Source organism: Reyranella sp. (genome assembly GCF_004296935.1).
Lineage (GTDB): Bacteria > Pseudomonadota > Alphaproteobacteria > Reyranellales > Reyranellaceae > Reyranella.
The window spans coordinates 23879-36335 of sequence record NZ_SCVH01000166.1; the positions used below are offsets into that span (position 1 = coordinate 23879).

Sequence of the window (12457 nt, forward strand, 5' to 3'; positions counted from 1 at the left end):
CATAGGGACCATGCCGCCACCCACCCTCGCCGTTTTCACCAAAAACCGGGTCAATCCGGCCTATGACGCGGCCCGGCTGATTGCCGACCGGCTGGCCGCCGAAGCCGGCGCCCGGACCATCCACTATGTGCCGCAGACCCCCGACCATGTCGGCGAGCAGAAGGCCCTGGTGAGCGAGGCGCTGGCGGCGCGGCCCGATGCCGTCCTGTTCAATCCGACCGACGACGTCGAGATGGCCGGGGATCTGGCGCGATTCGCCGCCGCCGGCATCCCGGTCGCGGTCTTCATCAACCGCATGCCCGGCAAGGTCCTGACCTTCGTCGGCTCGGACGATGTCGCGGTGGGCTACAAGGCCGCCAAGGCGTTGATCCTGGGCCTGGGCGGGACGGGCGGCATCGTCGCGCTCGACGGCACGCCGTCGGCGCGCACCGCCCGCGACCGCACCGTCGGACTGCAGCGCGCCGTGGCGGAAGTCCCCGGCATCAGGTTGCTGGGCTCGCGCATCGGCTATCTCCAGGCGGCACCGGCGCGCAAGGCGATGGCCGAGCTGCTGGCGGCCCACCCGCGCATCGACGGCGTCTGGACGGCCAACGATGTCATGGCCTTCGGCGTCCTCGAGGCGCTGGCCGATGCCGGGCGGACGGCCGAGGTGGTGGGCGTGAACGGCCTGCCCGCCGCCATCGACCACATCGAGCACGGCCGCATGCTGGCCAGCATCGACTTCAGCGCCTTCAACATCGCCGCCATCGCCACCCAGGCGGTGCTGCGGCACCTCGCGGGCAAGCCGGTGCCGCCCGAGATCATGGTGCCGGCCGAGCTGATCGACCGGTCGAACTGCCAGCGCTGGAAAGTGCCCTTCACTGAGCGTCCCAGTCCCGCCTGGGACGAGATCGTGCGATAATCGCGCGATGAGCCGGATCGTCTCCTTGATGGCGTTGGCGCTGCTGGCGCTCGCGCAGCCCCTGTCTTTCCAGCCCCTGTCTTTCCAGCCCGCGTCGGCGCAGCAGCGCGCAGCGCCGGCCCCGGCGCCCGCCGCCAACCTGATCGACCTCAACAACGCCAGCCGCGACGACCTGATGACGCTCGACGGCATCGGCGAAGTCCGGGCCGACGCCATCATCCGGTCGCGGCCGTTCAAGGCCAAGACCGAGCTGGTCGAGCGCCGGCTGATCCCCGAGCATCTCTACGAAAAGATCGCCGACAAGGTGATGGCGCGCCCGCCGCCGGCCGCGCCGGCGCCGACACCGGGCCGCCCGCCGCCGCAAAAGCGGACCTAGATGGACGACGCCACCATCTATGCGCTGGCAACGCCCGTGCCCTCGCGGGCGCATCCGGGCGCCATCTCGGTCATTCGCCTGAGCGGCCCCAACGCGCCCGACGTGCTGGTCTTCCTCACCGAGCCGCGCGCCTTCGAGCGCGGTCATTCGGCGCGCGATCCGGCGCTGCCGGAGCCGCGCCGCATGGTCGTGCGCACGCTCTACGATCCGTTGAGCGGCGAGGCGATCGACCGCGGCCTGTTCGTGTGGTTCGAGGCGCCCCACAGCGAGACCGGCGAGATGATGGCCGAGCTGCACCTGCACGGCGGGCGCGCCGTGGTCGCCGCCGCGCTGGAGGCGGTCGGGCGGCTCGGCCTCTGTCGCCTGGCCGAGCCCGGCGAGTTCACGCGCCGCGCCTTCGAGCACGGCAAGCTCGACCTCACCGAGGCCGAGGGCATCGCCGACCTGGTCGCGTCCGAGACCGAACAGCAGCGCCGCCTCGCCCTGCAGCAGATGGATGGCGCGCTGCACCGGCTCTACGAGGACTGGCGCACCCTGGGCCTCGCCACGCTCGCCCATCTCGAGGCGGCGATCGATTTTCCCGACGAGGATCTGCCCGCGGGCATCGCCGCCCGCGTCCGCGACGGCGTTGTGCAGCTGCAGGCCGAGATCGGCGCCCATCTCGGCGATCGCCGCGGCGAGCGGCTGCGCGAGGGCGTGCATATCGCCCTCATCGGTCCGCCCAACGCGGGAAAATCATCGCTGCTCAATCTTCTGGCGCGGCGCGACGCCGCCATCGTGTCGGAGACCGCCGGCACGACGCGCGACGTCATCGAAGTCCATCTCGATCTCGGCGGCTGGCCGGTCGTGCTGGCCGATACCGCGGGCCTGCGCGATTCGGGCGACGCCATCGAACAGGAAGGCGTGCGCCGCGCCCGTGCCCGCGCCGCCGGGGCCGATCTCCGCGTGCTCGTGCTCGATGCATCGGGCGATTGGAGGGCGGCGCGCCGCGACCTCGTCGCCGCGACCGACCGATGGGACCCGGCGCGCGACATCGTGGTCGTGAACAAGGTCGATCTCGCGGCAGCGGACGCCGCCGACATCGTGCCGCTCTCGGCGACATCGGGCGCCGGCCTGCCGGAATTGCTGGCCCGCCTCGAACGCTCGGCCGGCCTGATGATGGAGGAAGGCGCCGCGGTGCCGCCACTCACCCGGGCGCGTCACCGCGAGGCGCTGGCCGAAGCCCATGCCTGCCTCGGCCGCGCGCTGGTGGCGCCCGAGATCGCCTTGGCCGCGGAGGACCTGCGCCTCGCCTTGCGCGCCATCGGCCGCATCACCGGCACGGTGCGGGTCGAGGAACTGCTGGACGTCATTTTTCGCGACTTCTGCATCGGGAAGTAAAAGCGAGAGCGCAATCTTGACGGTCAGGTCGGCCCGGGATACTGTGTAAATGTGAAAAATATCACAGTCACACTGGATGATGAAACTTACAGGCGGGCACGCATCAAAGCTGCCGAACTGGACACCTCTGTTTCGGCCTTGGTGAAGCGCTATCTCGTGGACCTTGCGGCCGGTGAAAGCGAATTCGAGCGGCTCGCAAGACAGGAGCGTGCGCTCCGCGAGCGGATCGTGTCGTTCCGCGCCGGCGACAGGCTGTCTCGCAATGAGCTCCACGAGCGCCGCCGATGAAGGGGCGGCGCTTTGTCGACACCAACATCCTGCTCTACTCGATCAGTCGCGATCCCGGCGAGGCGGCCAAGTGCGATCGTGCCGTCGCATTGCTGGACGCGGACGATCTTGCGCTGTCGGCGCAGGTGCTGCAGGAGTTTTATATCCAGGCAACGCGCGCCAATCGCGCCGATGCACTGCCACACGATATTGCCGCCGGGCTGATCCACGCATGGACGCGGTTTCCGGTTCAGGAGGTTTCGCTCGGCATCGCGACGGCCGCGTTGGAAATCCGTGCGGCGCGAGGCTTCTCTTACTGGGATAGCGCGATCATTGCCGCGGCCCAGGCACTCGGCTGTCACGAGTTGCTATCGGAGGATATGAGTCATGGGCAGCAGATCGACGACGTGACGATCGTCAATCCGTTTCGATAGTGGTCCAGTCAGCCGGGGCGCCATGACCAAGATCCTCCTCACCCGCCACGGCCACGTCGATGGTATCCATCCGGCGCGCTTTCGCGGCCGCGCCGAGCTTGCCCTCACCGGGCACGGCCTCGCCCAGGCCGACGCGCTCGCCCGCCGCATCGCCCGGCACTGGAAGCCGGTGGCCGTCTATACGAGCCCGCTACAGCGTTGCGTGGTGACGGGGGCCAAGGTCGCGGCGGCCTGCGGGATCACAGCGTCGGTGCACGAGGGCTTGGGCGACATCGACTACGGCGCCTGGCAGATGCGCACGCACGAGGAGGTGAGCGCCGAGACGCCGGAGGCCTATCGGCTGTGGCGCGAGGCGCCGCATCTCGTGCGCTTTCCCGGCGGCGAGTCGCTGCAGGATGTGGTGGCGCGCACGTCCGACGCACTCAGGATGGTGCTGGCGCGGCATGCCACCGACACTGTCGTCCTGGTCGGGCACGACAGCGTCAATCGCGCCCTCCTGCTGCAGCTCCTCGACCAGCCGCTAAAGGCCTATTGGCGGCTGTCCCAGGACCCCTGCACCCTGAACGAGATCGAGGTCCTTGCCGCGGGCGACGTCCGGGTCGGCTTCATCAACGACACCAGCCACCTGCCGCCAGCCTGAGGTTCCGCCCCAAAAGGTGACGCCGCGGGGATTGTCCGCCATGCTCGGGGGTCGCCTTGATCGGAACCCCGTCGCCCAATGTCGCAGCGCTTCCGGATATTCATCTCCTCGCCGGGTGACGTGAACGACGAGCGCCGTCGCGCCGCCCTGGTGATCGGCCGGCTGAAGCGCGAATTCGCCTCGTTCTTCGACATCACGCCGGTGCTCTGGGAATACGAGCCGATGCTGAGCTCGGGCCATTTCCAGGACATCATCGACCCGCCGGCCGATGCCGACATCCTGGTGCTGATCCTGTGGTCCAGGCTGGGCACGCCGCTGCCCGAACGCACGGCGACACGGGAGTATCGCGGCATCGACGGGCGCGCGCCGGTGACCGGCACGGAATGGGAGTTCGAGAGCGCGCTGGCCGCCCGCGAGCAGCGCAGCGGCGTTCCCGACCTTCTCGTCTACCGCAAGCAGGGCGAGGGCTTCGCGCGCTTCAGCCGCGTCGACCAGCTCGACCAGATCAGAAACCAGTGGGAGTCGCTGCAGAGTTTCTGGCAGTCCCACTTCGAGGACGCGAGCGGCCAGTTCAAGGCCGCGTTCAACCGCTTCACCACGCTGGAGGAGTTCGAGACCCAGCTCGAACAGCACCTGCGCGAGCTGCTGCGCCGGCGCCTGCCCGAGTTGCTGCGGCGCACGACGCCGGCGGGCGAAGGCGCGCGCATCGAATGGTGGTCGGGCTCGCCCTACCGCGGCCTGCAGGCCTTCGACCGCGAGCACGCCGCCGTCTTCTTCGGCCGCGAGCGCGCCGAGCGCGAGATCACCGAGGCCCTGGTCAAGCGCGCCGCCGAAAACAAGGCCTTCATGCTGGTCCTGGGCGCCAGCGGCTCCGGCAAGTCGTCGCTGGTGCGCGCCGGACTCGTGCCCGACCTCATGGCGCCCGGCGTGGTCCCGAGTGTGGACGGGGGCCAGACCACCTGGCGCCATGTCGTCGTCCATCCGGCCGACCTCGCGCCGTCGCCGCTCGAAGGGCTGGCGGCGGCGCTTCTGCGCCCCGATGCCCTGCCGGAACTGGCGGCGATCGGCTACGGCCAGTCCGAGCTGGCCGCCCTGCTGGGCGGCCCGCCCGCGGTCGGCGCCGGGCCGTTGCGCGTGGCGCTGGAGCGCGTCGCCGCCGCCGATCCGCACGCGGCGCCGGGCGACCGCCGGGTCGGCCGGCTGGTTCTGGTGCTCGACCAGCTCGAAGCGGTCTTCACGTCGGGCGCGATCTCCGACGACGATCGCCGGGCGCTCGATGCCGCCGTGGCGCGGCTGGCGACGTCCGGCATGGTCTGGGTGATCGCGACGCTGCGCAGCGACTTCTTTCACCACATGCCCGATCTGCCCCAGCTCGCCGAGCTCGCCGCCGGCCTTGGGCAGTACCACCTCGTGCCGCCGACCGGCGCCGAGGTCGACCTCATCATCACCCGGCCGGCCGAAGCCGCCGGCATCACCTTCGAGAAGAGCGCCCGCAGCGGCGTCTCGCTGGCGGCGGTGATTCGCGAGGCCGCCACCCGCGACGCGGCATCGCTGCCGCTGCTGTCGTTCCTGCTCGACGAGCTCTATCACCGCGACGTCGCGGGACGCGACCGACCCGGCGACGTCGCGGGACGCGAGCAGCGCCAGCTCACCTATGCCACCTACAACGAACTCGGCCAGCTCGAGGGCGCCATCGCCCGGCGCGCCGAGCGGCTGGTGCAGGAGCTGCCGCCCCGGCGCGCCGCCGTGCTGCCGGGGTTGCTGCTCTCTCTGGTCGAGGCCGGCGACGCCTCGTCCGCCGCGACGTCGCGCGTCGTCCGCGAAGCCTCGATCACCGATCCCGAGCAGCGCATCCTGGCGCAGACGCTGGTCGATGCCAGGCTGGCGGTGGCGGACGACGGCGGCCAGGGCCGCACCTTCCGGCTGGCGCACGAGGCGCTGCTCAGCCACTGGCCGCGCCTGCGCGACCTGATCGCCGAGCATCGCGACTTCCTGGTCGTGCGCCGCCGTCTGCAGGCCGAGGCCGCCGCCTGGACGGAGCACGGCCATGAAGACGACATGCTGCTGCCGGCCGGCCGCCGGCTGGCCGAGGCCGAGGACGTGCTTTTGCGCCATGGCGGCGACCTCGCCCTCGACATGGTGGCCTATGTCGAGGCGTCGAGCGCTGCTGAGCACGACCGACAGCGCCGCGCCCACGAGGTCGGGCAGACGGCGTTGCGCGACAAGCTTCGCCGCAGCCGGCGCTTTGCCGGTGCGGTGTCGGTGTTGCTGTTGCTGGCGATGGCGGCCGGGGGATACGCCTGGCATCAGCGCACCGTGGCGACGGAGTCGCGCAACGAGGCCGAGAACAGCTATCGCCTCGCCCTCGACCAGGCGGCCGGCAGCCTGCAGCAGCTGATCGATGGCTACCATGAAGGCATCGTGTCGCGGCCTTTGCTGAGCGATCTTGCCGCCCGCTCGCGCAAGACGGTCGAGGGCCTGCCGGGCGAGCCGGACGACGTGACGGCGGCGCGCGTGCAACTGCTGGGCGTCCTGAGCTTCGCCAGCGTCGAGCTGGGGGACGTGGCGACGGCACGCGAGCTTGCCGGTCAGGCGCTCAGCCTCGCCGACGGTCTTGCCGCCAGGCATCCTGGCGATTCGCGGTGGGCGCTGCTGCAGGGCCAGTCGCGGGGACTGCTCAGCGATGTCTTCTTCCAGACCGGCGAATCGGCCGAGGCCGCCAATCATGCCCGCGAGGCGCTGGCCAAGCTGGCGCCACACGTGGCGCAAAATCCGCAGGAAGAGCTGGCGCAGCGCGAGTTCATGAACAGTCACCGGCGTCTCGGCCTCGCCTTGCGCAGCCTCGGCAAGATAGAGGACGCCGCCGCCGCGCAGAACGCGTGGGTGACGCACGCCGAGACACTCGATGCCAGCCAGCCCGGCAACCCGCGCTGGCGCCGCTATCTGGCGGAGGCGCACGAGGAACTCGGCGACACGCTGCAGGCCCATGGCAAGCTGGCCGAATCGACGAGCTCCTACCGCGCAGCCGCCGCCATTGCCCGGCAGTTGTCCGCCCGTGCACGCGGCAACAAGGACTATCTCGTGCTGGTCACCGGGACCAGCCTGCGCCTGGGCGATATCCTGTTGCAGCAGCGCGACTGGAAGAACGCGCTCGCCGAGTACCAGGTCTCGCGCGACACCGCTCAACAGCTCACCAGCAGCGATCCATCGATCTACCTGTGGCGCCAGGGCTTCGCGATCGCCTACCAGAGAATAGGCGATCTCTATCTGCTGAGTGGCGCTCCCGATGCCGCCGTGGCGGAGTTCGCGCGCTACCTCGAGCTCACGCTCGAGACCCAGGGCCGCCTGCCGCAAAGCAACAACGCCTTCTTCGACGTTGCCAATGCACGACAGAAAGTGGGCGACGGCCTTCGCGCGACCGGCAAGCTCGACGCCGCCCTGTCGGCCTACCGGGACGCGCTTGAGATGACCGTCGATCTGGATTCCCGATCGATCAAGAACTCCCGGTGGCGCAAGTCACTGGCCAACAACTACCAGCGGATCGGTTTGACGCTCGAGGCGAAGGGCGACAAGGCAGGCGCGATGGCGGCGTACAAGTCCTGCTTCGCCACGGCCGTGGACAAGCTCGCCTGGAGTCCGCGCGAACGCTGGCCGGTAGACGTCACCGCCGACTGCCGCGAGCGAATCGTGCAGCTCGGTGGCGAGCTCCCGCGCTGAGACGCGGCTCCCGAACCTAGTCCTTGGGTTTCGGCGCGCTGTTGTTTGCCTCGGCCTGGGTTGCTGCCATCATGACGAAAGCAGAAACACCGCTGACGGCGAGGACGAGCGCAAGGATGATCGATTTCATGGTCGGATTCCCTGTTGGGACACGTCGCCTACGCGGCTGACTGGAGCGACAATTCAAACGATGACCCCACCGACCGGGCCGGTCAAGGTCGCCACCCCGCGGGGGACGAGACTCACAGCCACTGCGATCGTGGCGCTGCTGGCATGGGCGACGGCGATCGGCCGCGGCGGCCAACTGCTCCGCGACCCCGACGTCTTCTCCCATATTGCCGTGGGCCGCTGGATCCTGGCGGAGGGCAAGGTGCCGGCCGGCGACGTGTTCTCGCACTCGATGCCGGGGGCGCCCTGGATCGCCCACGAGTGGCTGGTCGAAATTGCCATCGCGCTGCTCCACGACCGGCTGGGCTGGGCGGCGCTGGCCGTTGCCGGGGCGACCTGCTTTGCTGCCGCACTGGCAATTCTCGCCTATGCCCTGTTGCGCTACCTGCCGGTCGCGGCGATGGCCGTCGCCGTCCTCGCCGCCTGGGGTCTGTGCTTTCCCCATCTGGTCGCCCGGCCGCACGTCGCGGTCTTCCCGCTGCTCGTCGTCTGGACGGCAGGGCTGGTCGCGGCCCGCGCCGACAATCGCGCGCCGTCGGCACGCCTCACTTTGGGACTCGCGCTGGTGATGGTGCTGTGGGCCAACATTCACGGCAGCCACGTCTTCGGCCTCGGCCTCGCCGGCATGTTCGCGGCCGAGGCGCTCTTCGAGGCCACGGATCGCCGAGCGGCGTGGCGGGCGGTGCGCGGCTGGGGCGCCTTCATCGTGGTGGCGGTGGCGGCGGCACTCGCCACGCCGCATGGACTCTCGGGGCTGCTGTTTCCCTTCGAAGTGCAGCGCATGAGCTATGCGCTGTCGTGGATCGATGAATGGCAGCAGCCCGACATGCAGCGCGGCCACGTCCTGGAAGTGTGGTTGATGCTGGTGCTGCTGGGCGCGCTGTCGCTCGGCCTGCGCCTGCCGGTCACGCGGATCGTCATGGTCCTGGTCATCCTGCACATGGCGCTGCTGCATCAGCGGCACGCCGAGCTGCTGGGCCTGTGCGCGCCGCTGATCGTGGCGCCGGCGCTGGCGGTCGAGCTGCGGCGTCTGGGCGAGACGCCCTTCGCGCGGCCGCTGCGCGACTGGCTCCGCGCGGCATCCTCCGCCGGGTTGCGGCGCGGCGCGCTCGCCGCGGCGGTGGCGATCGCCATCGGCGTCGGGGCCTGGCGCCTGCCGGGCCTCGTCGTGCCCAACACCTATGTCCCCGCCGCCGCGGTCGAGGCGGTCAAGCGGGCCGGCATCACGGGGCGGGTGTTCAACGGCTACGACGTCGGCGGCTACCTGATCTTCGCCGGCGTCCAGCCGTTCATCGACGGCCGGCTGGACATGTACGGCGAACCGCTGCTGCGCCGGTTCAACGCCCTGGCCGACATGCCGAAGCTGCTGGCCGACTTCGACATCGGCTGGACGCTCTTCCATCCCGCCGATCCCCATGTCGCCGAGCTCGACCGCCTGCCGGGCTGGCGGCGCTTCCATGCCGACGATGTCGCCGTCGTCCACGTCCGCACCGACGCGCCGCAAAAGCGGTAACGCGCATCAGCGCGGCGTGTCATTCTGGCCTGAAGTAAGCAAACGCGAGCAAGCATGACTTGGGCAGTCGTGATCGGGGGAGATCCATGTCTGCGGTCGAGCAACATCTTTTCTCAGCCGGCCCCAAGCGCATCCTCGCGCTCGATGGCGGTGGCGTTCGCGGTATCCTGACGCTCGCCATCCTGGAGCGGATGGAGGCCATTCTCCGCGAGCGTTCGAGCACGCCCGACAGGTTTCGACTCTGCGACTACTTCGACCTGATCGGCGGCACCTCGACCGGATCGATCATCGCCTCGGGCCTGGCCCTGGGCCTGTCGGCGCAGGAACTGCTCGAGCTCTATCGAAGCCTGGCGACCCGGGTGTTCCGGCGGCCGTTCTGGAGCTTCGGCATCATTGGTCCCCGGTTTTCGCGCGGGCCACTCGCCGCCGTTCTCAAGGAGATCATCGGCGACATCACGCTCGGATCGGACAAGATCAGGACCGGCCTGGCAATCGTTACCAAGCGCGCCGACAACGGCAGCATCTGGATCCTGCACAACAATCCGCGCGGCCGCTTCTTCGCCGCCTCTTCGGTCGGCGCCGGCAGTACCGCCAACGGCGACATTCCGCTCGCGTCGGCGATTCTGGCCAGCACGGCGGCGCCGACCTTCTTCCGGCCCGAGTTCATCAAGGTGAACGACCAGGAACTCGGCGCCTTCGTCGACGGCGGCGTCAGCCCACACAACGACCCGTCGCTGCACCTTCTCATGCTGGCGAGCCTCAAGGGCTACAACATCGGCTGGCCGCTCGGACATGAACGGCTGCTGCTGGCCTCCGTCGGCACCGGCTTCTTCCGGCAACGCCACAGCGTCGAGCGCCTGCGCTACACGCCATCGGTCTTCCAGGCGGTCAATGCGCTCACCTCGATGATCGACGACGGCAGCCGGCTGGTTCAGCTTCTGCTGCAATGGGCGTCGGACACGCCGACGCCGCGCATCATCGACAGCGAGATCGGCGATCTGGCGGACGACCGGCTGACGCACCAGCCGCTGCTGCATTACGTTCGCTATGACGGCCAGCTCGAGATCGACTGGCTGATCGACCGCCTCGGCATCACCATGACGCGCGCGCAGGTGATGAAGATCCAGAAGATGGACGATCCACGCGGCATCGAGACCCTGATCGAGATCGGCCGGCAGATCGCCGAGCGCCATGTGAAGGCCGAGCATTTTCCGGCGGGGTTCGATATCGCCTGAGCGGGCGCGCACACCTAACCTCATGCTGAGGAGCCGCGCGAAGCGCGGCGTCTCGAAGCATGGATACAGCATGACTGGAGCCCACCCTTCGAGACGGCGCTACGCGCCTCCTCAGGGTGAGGTGAATCTACGCCGACGGCGGCTTGATGCGGCGCTGGCGGCGCAGGATCACCCAGCTGACATTCTCGACCAGCGCGGCGCGGCCGAGCTGGACGATCAGGCGGATCAGCCGCGGTTGATCGTCGGCCTCGGCGGCGGCGCGCGCCTCGTCCCGCGCCAGTCTGAAGAGATGCGCCGAGACGGCGAACGAGCGCTGCAGATCGCCGAACGACATGAAGGCCTGGTAGGCCTGGACGCTGGCGGTGATCGCGAGCGCAATGCGGCCGACCTGCAGCAGCAGCGCCGTGTCGAGCACCGTCTGCTGGATGTGGGTGACGTCGAGCAGCTTGTTGCCGGCCACGATCAAGAGGCCGATGCCGAGACAGACGAGTCCCAGGATGGCGAAGATCCGGGCCTGCCGGCGATAGCGCGAGACGACGCCGTTGTTGCCGAGGAAGTACGCGACCTGTTCGTCGATCCAGGCGTGGCCTGCCTCGGCGTGGCGCTTGCGGTCCTGCGGTGACGGTGCCGCGCGCGGCCGCTGGATGTCGTCGAGCAGGAAGACGGTGCGAATCGCACGGCGGATCCAGGCGACCGACGTCGCCTGGGCGGGATGGTAGTGATCGGCGACGCAAAATGGCAGGCCGCTTGCGGCCCACGCCACCTGGATGCGGCCGGCCTCGGCCAGCGCGCGCAGATCGGTATGCAGGCGCTGCCATCGGCTCCGGCTCGAGAAGAGCCAGACGGCGAAGCCCACGGCCACGGCCGCCGGGGTGACGATCGGGACGCCGACCGTCGAGGCGATGGCGGCCACGACGGTGGCCAGCACCATGACGCGCACGGCGATGTGGGTGCGACGCTGGAACTGGTTGGCGAAGTGGTCGGTCGCGGATTTCAGCGCATCGATCGAGGGCGCCGCGGGGTTGGTGCTCCAGGCCTCGCGCGCGCGGCCGTCGCGCTTCAGCAGGCGGTTGAGCGTGTTGAAGGCCGACAGGACGGCGGCGTGGCGGTTCTCGCCGCCCCGGGCGCCGATCAGCCCGACGTCGGGATAGAGCCAGTTGATCTGGCCGACATGGGCGGGCGGCGTCTCGCCGGCGCGCGCCGTGATCACATGGGCGACCGCCCCACCCTCGTCGTACTGCAGCGGCTCGCCCTTGTTCCAGCCGGCGTAGCGCCCCTTGAGCTTGGCGCGGACGATCTCCGCGGTGCCGCCGTCGCCGCGCGCCTCGTCGCCGTCCCACAAGGCGATCAGCAGATGGGAATGAAGCGCGGTAAAATTGCCGGCCCAGGCATAGCCCACCGTCGGATCGGCGTGGTCTTCGGGACAGGTGACGACCAGCCTGGCCGCGGCGAGCAGGCGGTCGAACTCTTCCCGGCTGTCGGCGGTCGCGAAATCGCGGCGGTAGCTCTCGGCCGCGCGCGGCAGCACGACGATGATTTCAGCCCCGAAGCGTTCCTGTGCGAGCCGGGCCACCAGCCGGTCCGCGCCTTCGGCCAGGCCGGTCAGCAGGACGAGCGGGACGTCGGGCGCCCTGGTGCGCACGCCCTCGAGGAGGGAGATGACCGCGGCTTCGATCGCTTGAGTGCAATCTCCCGCGATCTGGCGATGGCCGGTCACGCCGACGGTCAGGGGGACCTGGAAGGGAGGCACGCGGCACCCTCGACGGCGGGCATTGGGCTGTCAACGACCCTTGACCTCGGCGGCCAGTTCCCCGACTTAAGGCGCG

At 69.7% G+C, this 12457-nt stretch carries 10 protein-coding genes; 9 read left to right on the forward strand and 1 reads right to left on the reverse strand.

Annotated features, from left to right (window positions below):
• Positions 1–10: 10 nt before the first annotated feature.
• The 9 genes from EPO55_RS24485 (at position 11) to EPO55_RS24525 (ending at position 10631) form a co-directional block, all read left to right on the forward strand.
• Positions 11–901 carry a sugar ABC transporter substrate-binding protein gene (locus EPO55_RS24485; protein ID WP_296340092.1) on the forward strand — a complete coding sequence of 297 codons (891 nt, stop codon included), beginning with the start codon at positions 11–13 and terminating at the stop codon, positions 899–901.
• A 7-nt stretch (positions 902–908) separates the two neighbouring features.
• Positions 909–1277 (forward strand): helix-hairpin-helix domain-containing protein, encoded by a 369-nt coding sequence (locus tag EPO55_RS24490; protein ID WP_296340093.1) that lies wholly within the window; start codon positions 909–911, stop codon positions 1275–1277.
• Entirely contained in the window at positions 1278–2657 is a 1380-nt protein-coding gene (mnmE, locus tag EPO55_RS24495; protein ID WP_296340094.1) for a tRNA uridine-5-carboxymethylaminomethyl(34) synthesis GTPase MnmE, read from the forward strand.
• A gap of 51 nt (positions 2658–2708) precedes the next feature.
• Positions 2709–2945: a hypothetical protein gene (locus EPO55_RS24500; RefSeq protein ID WP_296340096.1), complete on the forward strand. Its 237-nt coding sequence runs from the start codon at positions 2709–2711 to the stop codon at positions 2943–2945.
• Entirely contained in the window at positions 2942–3358 is a 417-nt protein-coding gene (locus tag EPO55_RS24505) for a PIN domain-containing protein (protein ID WP_296340097.1), read from the forward strand. Before EPO55_RS24500 ends, EPO55_RS24505 begins: the two co-directional genes overlap by 4 nt.
• Positions 3359–3380: 22 nt before the next feature.
• Positions 3381–3998: a histidine phosphatase family protein gene (locus EPO55_RS24510; protein ID WP_296340098.1), complete on the forward strand. Its 618-nt coding sequence runs from the start codon at positions 3381–3383 to the stop codon at positions 3996–3998.
• Between the two features lie 78 nt (positions 3999–4076).
• Positions 4077–7715: an AAA family ATPase gene (locus EPO55_RS24515; protein ID WP_296340099.1), complete on the forward strand. Its 3639-nt coding sequence runs from the start codon at positions 4077–4079 to the stop codon at positions 7713–7715.
• Positions 7716–7905: 190 nt separating this feature from the next.
• Positions 7906–9396, forward strand: a complete 1491-nt coding sequence (locus EPO55_RS24520; protein ID WP_296340100.1) for a hypothetical protein — start codon at positions 7906–7908, stop codon at positions 9394–9396.
• Between the two features lie 86 nt (positions 9397–9482).
• The gene (locus EPO55_RS24525) at positions 9483–10631 is read left to right on the forward strand and encodes a patatin-like phospholipase family protein (protein WP_296340101.1); all 1149 of its coding nucleotides are present in this window, start codon (positions 9483–9485) and stop codon (positions 10629–10631) included.
• A 127-nt stretch (positions 10632–10758) separates the two neighbouring features.
• On the opposite strand, the gene EPO55_RS24530 is transcribed toward EPO55_RS24525, so the two are convergent.
• A complete protein-coding gene (locus EPO55_RS24530; RefSeq protein WP_296340103.1) occupies positions 10759–12381 on the reverse strand; it encodes a hypothetical protein in 1623 nt (540 codons plus the stop codon).
• Positions 12382–12457 lie beyond the last annotated feature (76 nt).